The organism is Leifsonia sp. PS1209 (assembly GCF_012317045.1).
Classification (GTDB): domain Bacteria; phylum Actinomycetota; class Actinomycetes; order Actinomycetales; family Microbacteriaceae; genus Leifsonia.
On the sequence record NZ_CP051154.1, the window covers coordinates 3,886,911 to 3,903,785 of the forward strand.

15 protein-coding genes are annotated in these 16,875 nt (G+C 66.7%); 4 read left to right on the forward strand and 11 right to left on the reverse strand.

The features are described from left to right. The first annotated feature begins 2 nt into the window (after positions 1-2). On the forward strand, positions 3-638 hold the full coding sequence (locus HF024_RS18605) for an SIS domain-containing protein (protein WP_247597198.1): 636 nt from the start codon (positions 3-5) through the stop codon (positions 636-638). 66 nt (positions 639-704) lie between these two features. On the opposite strand, the gene HF024_RS18610 is transcribed toward HF024_RS18605, so the two are convergent. Then, the gene (locus HF024_RS18610) at positions 705-1,106 is read right to left on the reverse strand and encodes a hypothetical protein (RefSeq protein WP_168690591.1); all 402 of its coding nucleotides are present in this window, start codon (positions 1,104-1,106) and stop codon (positions 705-707) included. An 87-nt stretch (positions 1,107-1,193) separates the two neighbouring features. Between HF024_RS18610 and HF024_RS18615 the strand changes: the two genes are divergently transcribed. The 3 genes from HF024_RS18615 to HF024_RS18625 all read left to right on the forward strand — a co-directional run bounded on the left by HF024_RS18615 (position 1,194) and on the right by HF024_RS18625 (position 3,362). Continuing rightward, positions 1,194-1,727 carry an SRPBCC domain-containing protein gene (locus tag HF024_RS18615; protein ID WP_168690592.1) on the forward strand — a complete coding sequence of 178 codons (534 nt, stop codon included), beginning with the start codon at positions 1,194-1,196 and terminating at the stop codon, positions 1,725-1,727. 67 nt (positions 1,728-1,794) lie between these two features. Further along, positions 1,795-2,709: a 5'-3' exonuclease gene (locus HF024_RS18620; protein ID WP_168690989.1), complete on the forward strand. Its 915-nt coding sequence runs from the start codon at positions 1,795-1,797 to the stop codon at positions 2,707-2,709. Positions 2,710-2,744: 35 nt separating this feature from the next. Beyond that, positions 2,745-3,362, forward strand: a complete 618-nt coding sequence (locus HF024_RS18625) for a DUF1349 domain-containing protein (protein ID WP_168690593.1) — start codon at positions 2,745-2,747, stop codon at positions 3,360-3,362. Positions 3,363-3,394: 32 nt separating this feature from the next. Here the strand turns inward: HF024_RS18625 and HF024_RS18630 are convergent, their stop codons facing one another. From HF024_RS18630 to HF024_RS18675, 10 genes are all read right to left on the reverse strand, one after another. Continuing rightward, positions 3,395-4,720, reverse strand: coding sequence for an L-fuconate dehydratase (locus tag HF024_RS18630; RefSeq protein ID WP_168690594.1), 1,326 nt, complete (start codon positions 4,718-4,720; stop codon positions 3,395-3,397). 8 nt (positions 4,721-4,728) lie between these two features. Beyond that, complete coding sequence (locus HF024_RS18635) at positions 4,729-6,357, reverse strand: beta-xylosidase (RefSeq protein WP_168690595.1); 1,629 nt, start codon at positions 6,355-6,357, stop codon at positions 4,729-4,731. 38 nt (positions 6,358-6,395) lie between these two features. Beyond that, entirely contained in the window at positions 6,396-9,629 is a 3,234-nt protein-coding gene (locus tag HF024_RS18640; RefSeq protein WP_168690596.1) for a glycoside hydrolase family 2 TIM barrel-domain containing protein, read from the reverse strand. Between the two features lie 47 nt (positions 9,630-9,676). Beyond that, entirely contained in the window at positions 9,677-10,090 is a 414-nt protein-coding gene (locus HF024_RS18645; RefSeq protein ID WP_085368362.1) for an RbsD/FucU family protein, read from the reverse strand. Further along, the gene (locus tag HF024_RS18650; protein WP_247597463.1) at positions 10,087-11,082 is read right to left on the reverse strand and encodes an aldo/keto reductase; all 996 of its coding nucleotides are present in this window, start codon (positions 11,080-11,082) and stop codon (positions 10,087-10,089) included. The genes HF024_RS18645 and HF024_RS18650 overlap by 4 nt, the downstream gene beginning before the upstream one ends. Before the next feature lie 103 nt (positions 11,083-11,185). Next, a complete protein-coding gene (locus HF024_RS18655; RefSeq protein WP_210723988.1) occupies positions 11,186-12,181 on the reverse strand; it encodes a zinc-binding dehydrogenase in 996 nt (331 codons plus the stop codon). A gap of 4 nt (positions 12,182-12,185) precedes the next feature. After that, positions 12,186-13,736, reverse strand: coding sequence for an alpha-L-fucosidase (locus HF024_RS18660; RefSeq protein ID WP_085368365.1), 1,551 nt, complete (start codon positions 13,734-13,736; stop codon positions 12,186-12,188). A 20-nt stretch (positions 13,737-13,756) separates the two neighbouring features. After that, the gene (locus HF024_RS18665) at positions 13,757-14,626 is read right to left on the reverse strand and encodes a carbohydrate ABC transporter permease (protein ID WP_085368366.1); all 870 of its coding nucleotides are present in this window, start codon (positions 14,624-14,626) and stop codon (positions 13,757-13,759) included. Beyond that, entirely contained in the window at positions 14,619-15,449 is an 831-nt protein-coding gene (locus HF024_RS18670) for a sugar ABC transporter permease (protein WP_247597199.1), read from the reverse strand. The genes HF024_RS18665 and HF024_RS18670 overlap by 8 nt, the downstream gene beginning before the upstream one ends. 125 nt (positions 15,450-15,574) lie before the next feature. Then, positions 15,575-16,843, reverse strand: coding sequence for a sugar ABC transporter substrate-binding protein (locus tag HF024_RS18675; RefSeq protein WP_085368368.1), 1,269 nt, complete (start codon positions 16,841-16,843; stop codon positions 15,575-15,577). Between the last annotated feature and the right edge of the window lie 32 nt (positions 16,844-16,875).

A 16,875-nucleotide genomic window follows, 5' to 3' on the forward strand; every position in this document is an offset into this window, starting at 1 on the left:
ATGTGAATCCCGGAGAACTCAACAGCCCGCACGAGCGCTACGACGCCCGGGTGCAGCGCAGATCGGCCCTCGTCCTCAAACGCCGTGTGGTCGAACAGGAGCGCGAGCAGCTCGCTCACGCGCTCGACTGGGCCAAGGACGATCCGGCGTTCGAACTGATCGCCGGGATGATCGTCGCCGCGCGCCGCCGGTTCGTGCTCGGCGCAGCGAAGTCGTTCACGTACGCATCCCTGCTGGCGATGGACCTCAGCGCCGGGCTCGCGAACGTCACCCTCATCGATGGCACGATCGTGCGACCGCTCGACGTGCTCAGCGACGTGCGCACCAGTGACGTGCTCGTGGCCTTCTCGCTCGCCCGCTACCGCAAATACACGATCGACTTCGCCGAGCTGTTCAAGCAGGCGGGCGGAACGCTCGTCGTGATCACCGACGCGCCGGATGCGCCCCTCGTCGCCATCGCGGACGAATCCCTCGTGGTCGACACGGCCAGCGCATCCTTCGCCAACTCACCGACCTCGGTGGCGCTGGTCATCCACATCCTCACCACGCTGACCACGGCGAGCGCCAAGGGCGCAGGCCGCCGCCTCCTCGAACGGGACAGGCTCGGCGAACAGCTCGGCCTCTACGTCGAAGACTGACCGCGAGATGCCAGTCGCTGCGGCGCATCCCGGGCGTTTCGCGACAGTTGGTGGTGTTTCGCGCGGCTAGCGGCGGCGCAGATAGGCGGACGCGGCGGGCGACCACATCATGATGCCCGCCGCGAGGGTGAGCGCGAGGAGCAGGATGCCCAGCAGGTCTCCGACGAACAGCGAGGGCAGCGAGGTGAGGATCGTCAGGGCGCCCAGGATGGTGAGGATGATCCTCGCCCAGTTGACGCCCTTCGCCAGGAAGACGGCGATGACGACGCGGAGGCCGGCACCGACGATCGCGCCGACGACCGTGCCGGACAGCACGGCGGTGGCGGCCGAACCGGATGCGCCGGCTTGCACAGACGCGACAACGCCGACGATCCCGGCCAGGAAGGAGACGGCAGCGCTGACGATCCACAGCCAGAAGGAGGCGCGGAGGATGCTGGGTGCTGCGGAGATCGGGCGGAGATCGGACACGGGTGGGCCTCTCGGTCTGGGCGGCGGTCATCTCACCCTATCGACACCGCCGCGCGGCGTGCGAAGATCGGCCGTGGAGGGGACACGATGAACGACGACGGTGGCAGGAACAGCACGAACGACGACCACGACGGCGACGACATCGCCGGGGCGTTCACGGTGGTGCGGACGTTCGACGCCCCGCCCGAGCGCGTGTTCGCGGCGTGGACGGAACCGGAGCACCTCGGCTGGTTCTTCAGCGGCAACGGCGAGGTCACCGAGCCGATCGCCGCCGACGCGACCGTCGGCGGCGCCTGGCGTCAGCGGATGATCGTCGATGACGACACCAGCTACGTCACGGGCGGCATCTACCGCGAGCTCGTCCCCGGCGAGCGCCTCGTGTTCGACTGGGGTGCGGTCGGCGGCTGGCCCGAACTTCCAGTGGATGCGTGGACCCGCGACGCCGTGGACGTCCCGCGCGTGACGATCACCCTCATCCCGCTGCCCGGCGACCGCACCGAGCTGCGGCTGCACCAGGCACTCCCCAGCCACCTCACCGACGAGCAGCGCGCGGAGTGGGACAAGATCGACTGCTACGCGGGGTGGTCGCAGACGATCGACCGGCTTCCCGCGTCGCTGTGACGCGCATCCACCCTCTCGCGCCCACCCTGCCCGCCGTGGGAGGATCGGGGGCGTGACCGGGCGAACGATGCTTCTGGACAGTGCTTCCCTGTATTTCCGCGGATTCTACGGGGTCCCTGACACGGTCCGCGCGCCGGACGGCACCCCCGTGAATGCCGTCCGCGGCTTCCTCGACATCATCGCCAAGCTGGTCACCGACTTCGGGCCGGACGAGCTGGTGGCGTGCTGGGACGACGACTGGCGTCCTCGCTGGCGGGTCGACCTCATCCCGAGCTACAAGGCCCACCGGGTGGCGCGCGAGGTTCCGGACGGCGTGGATGTGGAGGAGACGCCGGAGGCCCTGGTGACGCAAGTTCCGATCATCCGGGAGGTGCTGGATGCGCTCGGCATCCCGGTCGTCGGCGCTGCGCAGCACGAGGCGGACGACGTGATCGGCACGCTCGCGACCGGCCAAGCGCATCCGGTGGATGTGGTCACCGGCGACCGCGACCTGTTCCAGCTCGTCGACGACGCCGCAGACGTGCGGGTCATCTACACGGCCCGCGGCATGAGCAACCTGGAGACGCTGACCGAGTCGGTCGTGGTCGGCAAGTACGGCATCCGGCCGCAGCAGTACGCGGACTTCGCGGTGATGCGCGGCGACAGCTCCGACGGCCTGCCCGGCGTCGCCGGAATCGGCGAGAAGACGGCGATGACCCTCCTCACCGAGTACGGCGACCTTGACGGCATCCTCGCAGCGGCAGCCGACCCGGCCAGCAGCATGAAGGCGCCGATGCGCGCCCGCTTCGAGGCGGCCGCCGACTACCTGAAGGTCGCACCCCGCGTGGTCGAAGTGGTGCGCGACCTCGACCTGCCGACCGTGGATGCGCGCATCCATGCCCCCGACGACGACCGGCGCGCCACCCTCGAGCAGCTGTCGGAGAAGTGGGGCCTCGGCGGCTCGCTCGACCGCGTGCGGCAGGCTCTCACCACGGGGCGCTAGCCGGCCCTACCCTCTGAGCTCCCAAGGACGGACTGATGACAGAAACCGACGCTCCCGACGCGCTCGTGCGTGACATCCCGTGGAGTCAAGGCAACTGGCGGAACCCGCCCGCCTCCGTGACGGAGACGCCAGGCGGCGGCCTTCGCGTCGAAGCGGTGAAGGGCAGCGACGCCTGGCAGAAGACGTCGTACGGGTTCGAGCGAGACTCCGAGCACGGTCTGCTCCGCCTCTTCGAGCTCGGCACGGCTGTGGAAGTCGAGTTCGTCGCCGGCATGTCGCAGCAGTTCGACCAGGCCGGGGTGCTCGTACGCGTCGACGAGGAGCACTGGGTGAAGGCCGGCGCCGAATACGCGGACGGTGTCCTCCGGCTCTCGACCGTCGTCACGGACGTGTACTCCGACTGGTCCACAGCGCCCGTACCGCACTGGCAGGACACGACGGTCACCATCCGGGTGAGCTGGGCGACAGGCGCGATCTCCGTCCGCGCCAAGGCCGAAGGCGAGGAGTTCGAACTCATCAGGCTCGCGCCATGGTCACCCCACGAGAACGCCGTGGTCGTCGCAGGCCCGTATCTCTGCGCGCCGGAGCGCGCGGGCTTCACGGCCGAGTTCGTGAAGTGGCAGGTCGGGCCCTGCGACTCGGCCCTCCATTAGACCTCAGCTCTCGGAGCCCTCCCCAAAAGGCTCTACACCCACGGGTCCGCGCGGGCGGGCAGAGCGTGCCAGTAGCTACCGTCAGGGTACGAATACTGGGCGACGGATTCATCGAACATCTCGGCGCTGTACCCGGGCTTCGACGGGAGCGTGTAGTTGCCGTCGACGACGATGCACGGGTCGGTGAAGTGCTCGTGGAGATGGTCCACGAACTCGGTGATCCGGTTCTCCAGGGTCCCCGAGACTGCGACGTAGTCGAAGATGGAGAGGTGCTGCACCAGCTCGCACAATCCCACGCCGCCGGCGTGCGGGCAGACCGGCACGTTGAACTTCTTTGCCATCAGGTAGACGGCGAGGATCTCGTTGACGCTCGCGAGCCGAGCGGCGTCGATTTGGCAGAAGTCGATGGCCTCGGCCTGGAACATCTGCTTGAACAAGACCCGGTTCATGCCGTGTTCGCCGGTGGCGACGCCGATAGGTGCGACGGCCTTGCGTACCGCCGCGTGGCCGAGGATGTCGTCCGGGCTTGTCGGTTCCTCGATCCACAGCGGATTGAACTCGGCGAGCCGCCGCACCCACTCAATGGCCTCCGGCACATCCCACACCTGGTTGGCGTCGATCATGACCTTCGCATCCCAGCCGATGACCTCGCGTGCGATCCGGAGTCGACGGATGTCGTCTTCCAGGTTCGCGCCGACCTTGAGCTTCACGTGCCGGTAGCCCTCATCCACAGCCTCGCTGAGCAGACGACGGAGCTTTTCGTCGCTGTACCCGAGCCAGCCGGCACTCGTGGTGTAACAGGGGTAGCCGCCGCGTGCTTCGAGGTCGTGGATGCGTTGAGCGCGGGTCGGGGACATCTCGGTGAGGATACCGATCGCCTCGTCCCGGGTGAGAGCGTCGGAGAGATACCGGAGATCGGTGGCATCGACCAGCTCCTCCGGTGTCATCTCCGCCAACAGGCGCCACAGCGGCTTGCCTGCACGGCGCGCGGCGAGGTCCCACACGGCGTTCATGACGGCGGCCATCGCCAGGTGCACGACGCCCTTCTCCGGCCCGAGCCAGCGCAACTGGGTGTCGGATGCGAGCAAACGGTAAATTGCGCCGAGGTCTCCGACCACCTCCTCCACCGAGCGGCCGATCAGCGGAAGCGCCCGCTGGCGAGCGGCCTCGACGCACAGGTCGTTGCCACGGCCGATCGTGAAGGTGAACCCGAACCCGCTGAGGTCGGGGTCGTCCGTGTCGAGCACGACATAGGCGGCGGAGTAGTCGCCGTCCTTGTTCATCGCGTCCGAGCCGTCGAGGCTGAGCGAAGTGGGGAAACGCACGTCGAAGACGCGGGCGCCGGTGATCGTCGTCATTGCGGCGCCTAGAGCTCGTAGACCGATGCCACGGCCCAGGGGGTCAGGACGAGGTCGATCTCGAGGGCACCACTCGCGGAGGCGACCAGGGTGTGACGTTGGAGGGCGTCTCCCTGCTCGCGCAGGTACGCGGCCTGGGCACGCGAGAGGTTGAGGGGCTCGCCAATGGCGCTCCACGCCTCGGCGGCGTCACCGTGCCCGGGAGCGAGAACCTCGACCGCGAAGACCGCGCCCGGCTCGAGTCCTCCGATCGCGTGCCGCACGCGCTGCTCAGGCCCTATGCCGGCCAGGTCGCGCGTCGCCTCGTACGAGCTGCGCGAGCCAACCGAGCGGCCGTTCATGTCGTCGGGATAGTTGTAGAAGAGCGCGACCAGCGTTCCGGTCGCGCTGTGCTGCGAGACGACGCCGCGCGTGGTCGAGGCGATCAGCCTGTCACCCAGCCGGTTCAGCATCTCGAAGGCGTGGAAGGTCGGCTTGTGGATGCCCTGCTCGTTCACCAGGCCGAACCCGCCGTGGAACGGGCCGATCCCGGCTCCGCCCTCCTCGAAGATGTCGGTGAACGTCCAGTAGGAGATGGAGTCGGCCAGATCTGCGGAACGGAGGTAGGCCCGCACGATGTATGTGGCGGCAAACACCGTGTCGTGGATGTGGTCGCGGCTCGACGGCGAGCTCGACCACTCGGTGATGTGCACCTCCGCATCCGGATACGCGCTCTCGCCGATCAGCCTCCGCAACACCGTCAAGTCGTCCGGCGTCGCATCCGCGTACCGAGTGAGGCTGACGGCCTCGCCATTGGCCCCGAAAGCGAAGTCGGTGGGATAGAGATGCGTCGAGATGAAATCGACCGGCAGCTCCCGCTCTGCGCACCAGACCAGGAAGTCCTCGATCCACACCGGTCGCCAGTCGAGCGCATCCGGGTCGGATGCCGCGGCGGTGCCGTGCTCGGCCGAGCGGTCCTCGGTCTCGCCCGCGTACCGCTCATCGGGCACGAAGACGCTGGTCGAGGGGCCGCCGACCTTCAGTTCGGCGTCGATCGCCTTGATGGCCTGCACCGTTCGCGCGTAGAGCTCGAAGTACTCGGTCTTCGTGCCGGTCCAGAAATGCGGGACGAGGTTGGGCTCGTTCCAGACCTCGAACCGCCACTCCCGTACCTCGGCGAGACCGTAGCGCTCGATCCAGTGCTCCACCGAACCCGTCACTAGCTCAACCCAGCGATCCATGTCGTTCGGCGGGCTGCAGTGCGCACCCCACCAGAACACGGTCGCGGTCTGCGTCGCCAGCTCACGCGGCATGAAACCGAGCTCCACGAACGGCCGCACTCCCAGGTCGACCAGAAAGTCGAACACTTTGTCCACGTATGAGAAGGTGTGCACCGGGCTCTCGAGGGGCACGTCCGGCCCGAAGCCTCCGCCATAGGCACCGCGGTACACGAACATGTCGTCGTGGAACACGCCGTGGAAGCGCAGGTAGCGGAACCCGAGGCGATCCACAGCCTCCCGGAACTGCTGTCGCCAGTCGGCCCGAAGGGCCTCATTGGCTCGGCCGGCCCCTGCGCACATGCTCCAGACGTGCGGGAGAACAGTCGATTCGGCGACGCGGTTGTCGACGGTGATGACGGGAAGCGAGGCGGATGGCATGGGGCTGATCTCCAGGTGATGTTGTCGAGTGGTGCCGGTCAGTGCGGGAGGTTGGTCTCCACGTGGTGCGAGGCCACAACTGCCGGATCCTGACCTTCGCGAAGCGGGAGCACGCGGTAGAGGAGGCTGTACGGGCCCTTGGCCGGTGTGTTGCTGTACTTCTCCGGTCGCGTCAGCAGGTCCCAGTTGCCGCCGAGCAGACCTTCCTGCGCGGCGTCGACGCGAACGTAGGTTCGCCACGATTCCGGCACCTCGTGCCAGTGACGATGCCCGGCCAGTTCATCGGGACTGTTCGGTTGCACGTTGAGGTACATGCTTCCTCCGGCCACCAGCATCACCCCGCTGCCGGTGTCGTCGGTCAGAGCGGCCCAGCGGGTATCGGCCTTGTTCGCGGTGTCCTGCGGTCGGCTGTAGCGGGTAACCTGATCCGCGACCGACCCGGAGTAGCGTCCGAAGAAGGCGGAGCTCTGCCGGTCAGCGGTCGACTCCCATGGTCCCCGGCCGTACCATTCGATGGATGCGAACTCGGGGCGGAGCCCGAATGCCGTGCCGACGACCTGGGGGTTGGGGGTGCCGGGTACCGGCTCGAACGTCGAGAGCACATCCACCTGCCCGTTGCCATAGATCGTGTAGACGATCGATTGAGGCGACGTCGTGACGCGGTTGCTGGGGCGGAACGGCACCTTGGTGGTGACGCTTCCGCGCACGGTCACCCGGACGCCGCCCGGAAGAGACGACGATTCGATCTCGCTGATAGTCCAGTCTTCACCGACGCCGCGCCACGGTTGAGACGGTTCTGGCAGGGTCTCCCTGAATTCAGGGATCGACAACTCCGGATCGTTCGGGGCGCGCCAGTAGTTCGGCATCAGGTCGCTTGCCAGCATTTCGCGGCCGTCGTATCGCAAAGAGGTCAGGCGGCCAGTGGAGCAGTCGATCCTGACCGCGTAGCCGGCGCCGGCGACCTCGATCGTCTCCTCGGTCTGGTGGATCTGTGGCGAGGCCAACTCCGCCGACGGGATGAGCGGGAGCGCGGGAGAGGCAACGGGGAGGTCGAATTGTGCCCGTGCAACGACGTGACCCGAATCCGCCCAGGGAGTGGGAGCATCCAGAACGATCGAAAGCTCCAGCCGGTACTCGGAACCGTCACGCAGCTGCTCCGGGAGCGAGCATGGCAGCGAGATGTCCGCGCTGTGCAACGGTGCTAGCGGGAGCTGGTGTCCAGGGATCGTTCCGCTACTGATCGCAGTGCCGTCCTCCGTCACCGACCAGTCCAGTCTGTGACCGTCCAAGCTTGTGAACAGGTACTCGTTTGCGAGCCTTATGGTCCACGTGTCCAGGTCTGAAAGCGTGATGCTCACCGGCTGGTAGGCCAGCTTTGCCTCCTCCAGCTTGGGTGTCGGTGTTCGGTCGGAAAGCGCCAGGCCGCTCATGTGTGCGCCCTCTTCGCTGGGATCGTCGCCCCAGTCGCCGCCGTACGCGAGGAACTCCTCACCCGGCCGTCCCGGCATCTTCCACCACAGCCCCTTGTCGGCCCAGTCCCACAGGAAGCCGCCCAGCACCTGACCGGGATGTTCGCGGATGGCCGCCCACGTCTCATCCAAATAGCCAGAAGTGTTCCCCTGGCTGAACGCATACTCGACGAGGAGGTACGGCCTCGGATCACGGCCGGCCCGGTCGATCAGCTCGGGCACTGGCGGGTAGAAGTCGCCGTCGAAATCGGAGAGGTCCGAGGGGACGACCGGCGAGCCGGACCCGGTCGAATCCTGATAGCTCACCGGGCGGGTCGGGTCGTACCCCTTGGCCCAGTCGTACATGTCCTTCAGGTTCGATCCGACTCCCGACTCGTTGCCGATCGACCAAGCGATCACGCACGCGTGGTTCTTGTCCCGGTCGACCAGATTCCGCATCCGCCACAGCAAGGGCGCCCGGAGTTCTGGGCGATCGCCCGGGATGTTCGGCCTTCCGTCAGCGTCGACGCGGTTGATGTGGGTCTCGTTGTTCGCCTCGTCGAACACGTACAGTCCGTACTCGTCCGCGAGTTCGTACCACCGCGGGTCGTTGGGATAGTGGGAGGTGCGCACGGCGTTGATGTTGTTCTGCTTCATCAGACGGATGTCAGCGATCATGTCGGCAGCGCTGAGGGTGCGACCGGTTCGCGGATTCCATTCGTGCCGGTTGACGCCTCGAATCGAGAGCGGCCGCCCATTGATCCGGTACACGCCGTCGACGATCTCGACTCGGCGGACGCCGACACGGGTGGACACGCAATCCACGACCGACCCGTTCGCGTCGCAGAGCTCGACGACCAGGGTGTACAGCTCTGGACGCTCGGCGGACCAGAGCCGAGGCGACATCACGTGCTCCGAAAGCGCCGCGCACGCATTCCGGCCGGGGGCCGCCGGTTCGACCGGCGCGGACCGTGACCACACCTCCTCGGCCCCCGCATCCGTTCCGTCGAAGAGCGCCGCCCTGACCTGGAAGTCCTCCTCTGTGTGCGCACCGGCGGTGTCACGCACCTCGACGCTCAGGTCGAGGACCGCCTCGGCGAAGTCGTCGGTGAGCAGAGTTCTGACGGTGAGGTCCCGGACGAGCACCGGCGGGCGTGAGACCAGAAGCACACTGCGGAAGATGCCCGAGAGTCGCACGTTGTCCTGGTTCTCCAGGTACGACCCCGTCGACCATCGGTACACCTCGACGGCCAGCACGTTGCGTCCGGCGTGGAGGTACGGGGTCAGGTCGAATTCGCCACGCGTGTAGCTGTCTTCGCGGTATCCGATGCGCTGGCCGTTTATCCAGACGTAGTACGCGGATTCCACGCCTTCGAACTGGATGAACGTTCGCCGGTCGGCCCAGCCGTCGGGGAGTTCGAATGTGGTCCGGTACTGTCCGACCGGGTTGTAGCGAGTCGGGGCATGCGGGTAGTCGCCGGTGGGAGCGGGTTGTTCGTTCTTGCCGTTCTCACCGGTCCACGGCAGGACCGTGTTGACGCCGATCGGGTAGTCGTACCCGTGCAGCTGCCAGCTCGAGGGAACCGGGATGAGGTCCCAGCCTGAATCGTCGGCGTTCTCGTCGGCGAAATCGGGCAGTCGCGATTCCGGGTTCGGTGACCACAGGAACTTCCAGTCCCCATCGAGACTGATTCGGAAAGGCGATGCCGACCTGTCGGCCCGCACCGCTTGCGCAAGCGTGCCGTACGTCACGAGAGTGGCGTGAGCGGGTTCACTCCCCCATTCGTAGACGGCGGGGTCGTTCCAGTCGGGCGTCGCGTTCATTCTCTCCTCGGATCCGGTCTTGTGTTCAGGGGGCAGGCGTCAGCGCGTCAGCGCAGGCCGATCGTGAGCAGCAGATTGCCGTACAGGCGTTCGTCCCCCGTGGCGATGACGACGCCGACATCCGGCGAGCGCACCCGCTCGTAGAACGCGAACCGGTCGACTTTGTCGATATGCACATCACTGCCGAGCCTGCGTGCATAGTCGTCCTGCGCCGGGGCTGAGACCCCGGCCGGGGTCTGCATGACTGTTGCCGATTCGATGTTGACGACGGTGAGCACGGCGTCGAGCACAGCAGTGACGTCGAGCATCCCGGGGCGCAGGTTGAGGTGGATCAGGCGCACGCCGGGTCCGGTGGCGGTCAGGTACGGATAGTTCCCGTCGGCGATCAGCACCCCGGAGCCGTGACCGGACGAGGCGAGCGCCTCCAAGAGCGGAGGGTGGACGAGCGGGCCGGTGATCATGCGGACACCCCCGCTGTCGCGCGGTCTGCCGCGTAGCCGTCCCAGCCGGGGATCGTGCCGTCGACATCCCACAGGTCGAGCCAGCTGCCAGCCCCGCGCCACAGGAATACCTGGCCCTTGATGAGGCGGCTGTTCTGTTCCGCCGATCGCAGCTCCTCGAGTTCGGCGGGAGTCAGGGGATCCTCGACCACCGCCCGCAGGTTGGAAGCCAGCTGCGACTCCTTCACCGAGAACGGGATCGGGATCTGGCCGCGTTGCACCGCCCATTTCAGGCAGATCGACGCCGGATGCACGCCGTGCGCTCTGGCGATCGAGAGCACGACGGGATGCTCCATGTCCGAGACGTCCGAGACGACGCGGTCACGTTCTGGACGCGACGGCGAGCCCAGGGGTGAGTAGCCCACGGGCTGGATCCCATGATCGAGGCAGAACCGGAAGAGCTCGGGCTGCTGAAAGCAGGGGTGCAGCTCCATCTCGTTCAAGGCCGGTGCGATCCGCGCGTCGGCGAGGATCGCTGTGAGCTTCGGGATGGTGACGTTCGAGGTCCCGAGGTGTCGCACGACTCCCTCGTCGACGAGCCCCTCCAGGGCGTGCCAGAGCGCCATGTACTCCTCGTGGATGTAGGGGCGCGCGTCCGGGTCACGGTCGGCCGCGTCGGCGAACGGCGCGTGGTGGTTCGGGAACGGCCAGTGCACGAACACCGCGTCGAGCACGTCGAGTCGGAGGTCGCGTAGTGACCGACGGACCGAGGCGATCGCCGCGTCGGGCTCATGCGCATCGTTCCACACCTTCGACATGACGAAGAACTCCTCGCGGGGCACACCGCCGGCGATCGCCCCCTGAAGGACGGTACCGACCTGCGCCTCGTTGCCGTACACCGAGGCACAGTCGATGAGGCGGTAGCCGGCCCGGATCGCTTCTCCGACCGCGGCGGCCACCTCCCCCGGCTGGTAGTGGTCGGACCCGAAGGTCCCCACTCCGATCGCGGGCATCACAGCCCCGCTCGCGAGACGCCGGGTCGGGACGCTGTCGATCCTGGTCATATGTGTGTTCTCCGTTTCCTTCGGTTCTGGGGGTGTCTCGGCGGACGGCGCTTCACTGGAGCCGCACTAACGCCTTGACGACCTCACCGCGCGCGATCGCGTCGAAGGCGTCAGAGATGTCCGGGAGGTCGACGCGGTGCGTGACGTAAGTGTCGACGGCGAGGTAGCCCGACTGCACGAGCTGCACGATGTTCGGCAGCACAGCGGTCTCATGGGTGGATGCGACGCGGAGGGTCACGTCGCGCGGCGCCGCCATGAGGTCCAGCTCTGCGGTGCCCTCCGGCGCGCTGTAGATGACGAGCCGACCACCCGGGCGTAGCCAGCCGTATTCGAGATCGACCATCGACGCCTGGCCGGAGGCTTCGAAGACGATGTCGGCGTCATGGCGCCGACGGAGCTCATCAGCGGCGTCGGCGGCGAGCAGAGTCTCCGTCGCCCCGGCACGTTTCGCTTGCTCGAGCCGCTCGGGCCGGCGCCCGACGCCGATGACCTGGGCCGCGCCGAGCAATGCGGCGTACCGCATGAGCGAAAGACCTGCGACGCCGGTGCCGGTGACGACGACCCTCGCCCCCAGCACATCTTCCCGGCAGGCGACGCTGAACGTCTCGCTGAGGCTGATCGCGAGTGCCGCCGACACCGGGTCGGTCTCGGGCGGGAGCCGCACCCAGGGCGCCGCGCCCGCAGTGACCCCCCGATCCGCTGCCTCCGCACGGACATCCCGGACGACGCCGCGCTCCGCGAATCCGCCCCAGTACATCGCGATAGGCGCTGACTCCGTCCCGTAGGCGGCCGGCCGCGTGACGATGTCGCCGATCGCGAGATGGCGTACCCCGGAGCCGATCGCCGTCACGCGGCCCACCGACTCGTGGCCCAGGATGCTCGGATAGGAGACACCTCCACGGAAGGTGCCGGCGCGCAGCATCCTGTCAGTGCTCGAACACACTCCGCACCAGAGCATCTCGACCTCGGCGTCGTAGTCGCCGATCCGCGGATCGGGCACCTCGACGACCGAGCCGCGGCCGGGTCCGTCCATCACGAAGGCTCGCATGCCGCTAGATGTTCAGTCCGTGGAAGAAGTCGATGCGCGTCTCGGCAGCCTCCGGCGCCAACTCGATTCGCACGACGGCGCCACCGGGGCCTGCCATCTCGGAATCGGGAAGCACGACCTCCAAATGCTCGCCCGTGCGGATCCACTCCGGCTGCTCCCGCGAGCCCAGAATCCGCACATCGACGATCGGACGGTCGACGAATCGGCTGTCTGAACCGAAGCTGCGGATCCGCATGCGGCCGTCCTCCGGACGGACGAGCCCGATCCCGTAGACGTAATCGTGGCCGACCTCGGTCATCCTCGTGAACCGGATGTCCTCCGCGCTGTACACGGCCGCCGCTGCGTCGGTGAACGATCCGGCAGCGGGAGCCGTCGGCCCCTCACCGAACACGACCCACGGACTGGAGCCGTAGATCGCTTCACCGTGCACGGCCAGCCAGTCGCCGACAGCCTCCAGAAGCGCCGCCTCCTCCTGGGGGATGGTCCCGTCGTGCCGGGGGCCGATGTTGAGGAGGAGGTTTCCGTTCTTCGCGACCACATCGACGAGCTCCTGGATGAGCTCGGAGGCGTCCTTGTAGTCGTGCCCCTCCACCCAGCTCCACGACGTCCGCGACACCGACGTGTCGTTCTGCCAGACGTCCGGCCGGATGCCGCCCATCGTGCCGCGCTCGATGTCCAGCACCGCTGAACCGGGCCGAAAGGACTCCCACTTGTAGTTGATGACGACTTCGCGCCCCCACTCCGCCGCACGGTTGTAGTAATACGCGGCGAGTCTGCGGATGTATGGCTCGAACGACGGCTCCTCGATTCCGGTGTCGAAGTAGAGGATCTGTGGCCGGTAGGAGTCGATGATCTCGACCGTGCGCAGCAGCCAGTCCTCAAGGAACCGCTCGGTGGGGTTCATCTCCTTGCGCAGCGCAGGGCCGTACAGGTCGGCGTACGCGGGATCGCGGACGTCGGAGTCGAACTGCGCTCCGCCATTCATGAAGAACCAGTGCTCCGCCCGGTGGGTCGACGCACCGGTGATCAGCCAGGCCTGGTCGACGGCCGCGAAGAGATCTCCCATCACGTCGCGCTCCGGGCCCACCTCGGTCACCTTCCAACGCGAGCGTGCGGTGTCGTACATCGTGTAGCCGTCGTGGTGCTCCGCGACCGGGACCACGAACTGCGCGCCCGCCCGCTTGAACAGCGCGACCCACTCCTTCGGGTCGTAGTGCTCCATGCGGAAGTGAGGAAGGAAGTCTTTATACCCGAAGCGGTCGTGCGGTCCGTATGTCGCCACGTGGTGCTCGAACGCGGGCGTGCCCCGCTGGTACATGGTGCGCGGGTACCACTCGTTGCCGAAGGCCGGCACCGAGAAGGCTCCCCAGTGCAGGAAGATGCCGAACTTGGCGTCGCGGTACCACTGCGGAGCGCGATAGCGGGACAGTGACTCCCACGTAGCGTCGTACGGCCCGGCTTCGATGACGGCATCCACCATCGAGAGCGCCGGACGATTGTCCGACACGTCGACCGGCGCCGGCAGCGTCGTGGGGTCGAGTGGTTCGAGGTTCACATTTCTCCGTCCGTCGGGGCTCAACGGCCGCCGAAGGCGCCCGCGCCGATCGCGGCCACCAGTTGTCTCTGGGCGAACGCGACCACGACCACCACAGGAGCGATTGTCATCACGCACGCCGCCATCAGCAGCTGCCATTGCGTTCCGGTCTGGGTGGTGAACCCGGCGATCCCGATGGGGATCGTCCACTTGTCGGAGCTGTTGAGGATGATCAGCGGCCACAGGAAGCTGTTCCAGCTGCCCAGGAACGCGAAGATCGAAAGCACCGACAGGGCCGGCCGGACCAGCGGGACGATGACGCTGATGAGGATGCGCCAGGTCGTTGCCCCGTCGAGCCGAGCGGCCTCCTCCAGCTCTGCCGGAATCTGGAGCATGAACTGCCGGAGCAGAAACGCTCCGAAGGCGCCGAACAGTCCGGGCAGGATCAGAGCCACCCACGTGTCCGCTAGCCCCGCCTGGTCGAAACCGAGGAACAGGGGAACGACGGCGACCTCGCTCGGCAGGGTCAGCGTGATGACGAACAGCAGGAAGACGGCGCTTCGACCCGGGAACTTCAGCCGCGCGAACGCGAACGCGGTGAGGGTGGCCACGATCAGCGTCAGCACCGTTGAGATGGCGGCCACGACCAGGCTGTTCAGGAGCAGGCGTCCGAAGTCGACCTCGGTCCACGCATCCACGAAATTGGACCAGAGGACCTTCGATCCGATGAAGGTGATCTGCGCCGCGAACACCTCGTTCGCCGGCTTCAGCGCGGTGAAGAATGTCCAGATCAGCGGGAACGAGAACACGATCGCGAACAGCCACGCCACAGTCGTGTTGGCGGCGAACCCGATGGTCCGTCCCCGGCGTCGCCAGCGAGAGCTCGAGGCCGGTAACTGGTGCTCAGTCATAGTGGACCCACTTCCTCTGTCCCCAGAGTTGGAACAGCGTGAAGATCGCGATGATCACGAACAGCACGGTGGCGATAGCCGACGCGTAACCGAGCTGGTTGTTCGTGAAGGCGGTCTGATAGAGGTACAGCATGATCGTCATCGTGCTGTTGCCGGGGCCGCCGCCCGTGATCACATAGGCCTGAGCGAAGGTCTGCCAAGCGCCGATCACGGTCAGCACCGTGGTGAAGAACAGGGCCGGGCTGACCAGCGGCAGCGTGATCGAGAAGAAGCGTCGGAACCGGCCGGCCCCGTCGATCCGCGACGCCGCGACGACATCGGGGCTGATCGAGTCGATGCCGGCACCGAGCACGATCATGTTGTACCCGAACGACTGCCAGAGCGAGACGCCGATCACGACGGTCAGAGCCCAATTCCCGTCGCTGAGCCAGGGGATCGGAGCAAGCCCGATGCCCGTCAACGCCTGGTTGACGGCTCCATCCTTCTGAAACAGCAGACGGAAGACCGCGGCGTTCGCCACCATCGGCGACAGCGCCGGGATCAGGAAGATCACGCGGAGCCAATTGCGGCCGGCAATGCGCGTCTTCAGCCAGAGCGCCATCGCCATCGAGATCGCGATGTTCGCCGGGACATAGATGAGCACGAAGATCGCTGTCACCATGACGCTGTTGAGGAACTGCGGGTCGCGCAGCAGCCGGAGGTAGTTCTCGGCCCCGGTGAACTGGGTGCCTCCCAGCAGGGTCGAGTCGGAGAATCCCAAGATCAGCGAAGCGACCTGCGGGATGACGATGAACACCGCCAGCCCGATGAGTCCGGGGAGCACGAAGGCCCACCCCACCCAGCGGGGGCCCCCGAGGAGCCGGCGACGAAGCCGGCCCCTCGGGGGTTCCGGTTGGGCGACGGACCCGTTGGAGACCTCTTTCTCCGCACGGTCCAGACGCACGAATGTCATTGTCCGAGGCCGGCCTTGACCTGCTGCAGCACCTCGGTCACCGTGCTCTTACCGGAGAAGGCGTTCACCTCGTACTGCGTCAGAAGCGTGTCGATCTGAGCCTGGTTCGACGGAACAGGCGAGGGCGTCGCGTCGCCGGTCATCTGCTTGATCACCGTGGTGAACTCCGGCGACCCGACGTTGGTGGACCATGCGTCCAGGGCGTCGATACGCGCGGGCACGGATGCCTGCGACTTCGTGACGAACTCGAGTCCGCTCTTGCTCGTCATCGCCTCGATGGCCTTGAATGCCTTCTGCTTGTCGCCACAGGTCTTCGTGATGCCGAAGCCCGATCCGCCGATGAAACCCTTCGAGGTGCCGCTCTTGCTCGGAATGACGGCGATGCCGACGTTGTCCTTGCCGAGGCTCTGCTGCGCGTGCTGCAGATCCCACAGCCCCTGCATCTCCATGGCCGACTGACCGGTGTTGAATGCGTCGATGTCGGGGAAAGTGCCGCCCGCGGCTGCCTCGAGCGGCTTCGCAACCTTGTACTTGTTCGACAGGTCGACGAGCAGCTGCAGCGCGTCGCGGAAGTTCGGGTCGGTGAACTTCGGGCCGTTCTCGTCTGCCCACGGGTGTCCGTCGGCAGCCATGAGGGTGCTGATGGGGTTCGACCCCTGAGGGATGGCGAAGCCGTACACACCGTTCCTCGTGGTCGCCTTCGCTGCCGCGATGAAGTCGTCGGTCGTCCAGCTGTTGCTGGGGTCGGCCACGCCGGCTTCCTTGAACATCTTCTTGTTGTAGAGGACGACCGTGGGCCCGGCGTTGAACGGGATGGAGTAGAGCTTTCCGTCGACGCTGAGCTGCTCCAGCATCGCCGAACTGTACGCCGACAGGTCGAGCTTGTTCTTCTTCGCGAGGTCGTCCAGAGGCTCCAGCCCCTGCACGTACTGGTTCACCCGGCCGTTCTGGAACGTCACCAGGCACGGTGCGCTGCTGCTCTTCATCACCGTGGGGAGCTTCGTGTAGTAGTCGCCGATCGGCGGACCGGAGAAGCTCACCGCCATCTTCGGATCGGCGTGCTTTCCTCCGGCGATGTAATCGCTCCACTGCTGCTTGTCGGCCTTGCCGCCGATCCACGTGTACATCTTGAGCGTGCCGCCGTCGAGGCCCGAGGTCGCGCCTCCGCCCCCCGAGCATGCAGAGAGACCGAGGGCGAGCACGCCCGCGACCGCGACGAAGACGCCGACGCGTCCCCGTCTCCTCGTGTTTTTCAACCGTGACATCTTGAACTCCTCCTTGAGTACTAGGGCGAAAC

Coding starts and splice junctions, on each gene's coding strand:
- HF024_RS18645 (WP_085368362.1), bottom strand. CDS start 10,090: ATGATCACCGGCCCGCTCGTCCACCCTCCGCTCTTGGAGGCGCTCGCC.
- HF024_RS18665 (WP_085368366.1), bottom strand. CDS start 14,626: ATGACTGAGCACCAGTTACCGGCCTCGAGCTCTCGCTGGCGACGCCGG.
- HF024_RS18615 (WP_168690592.1), top strand. CDS start 1,194: ATGAACGACGACGGTGGCAGGAACAGCACGAACGACGACCACGACGGC.
- HF024_RS18650 (WP_247597463.1), bottom strand. CDS start 11,082: ATGCCCGCGATCGGAGTGGGGACCTTCGGGTCCGACCACTACCAGCCG.
- HF024_RS18635 (WP_168690595.1), bottom strand. CDS start 6,357: ATGCCATCCGCCTCGCTTCCCGTCATCACCGTCGACAACCGCGTCGCC.
- HF024_RS18630 (WP_168690594.1), bottom strand. CDS start 4,720: ATGACGACGATCACCGGCGCCCGCGTCTTCGACGTGCGTTTCCCCACT.
- HF024_RS18620 (WP_168690989.1), top strand. CDS start 1,795: ATGCTTCTGGACAGTGCTTCCCTGTATTTCCGCGGATTCTACGGGGTC.
- HF024_RS18625 (WP_168690593.1), top strand. CDS start 2,745: ATGACAGAAACCGACGCTCCCGACGCGCTCGTGCGTGACATCCCGTGG.
- HF024_RS18675 (WP_085368368.1), bottom strand. CDS start 16,843: ATGTCACGGTTGAAAAACACGAGGAGACGGGGACGCGTCGGCGTCTTC.
- HF024_RS18655 (WP_210723988.1), bottom strand. CDS start 12,181: ATGCGAGCCTTCGTGATGGACGGACCCGGCCGCGGCTCGGTCGTCGAG.
- HF024_RS18640 (WP_168690596.1), bottom strand. CDS start 9,629: ATGAACGCGACGCCCGACTGGAACGACCCCGCCGTCTACGAATGGGGG.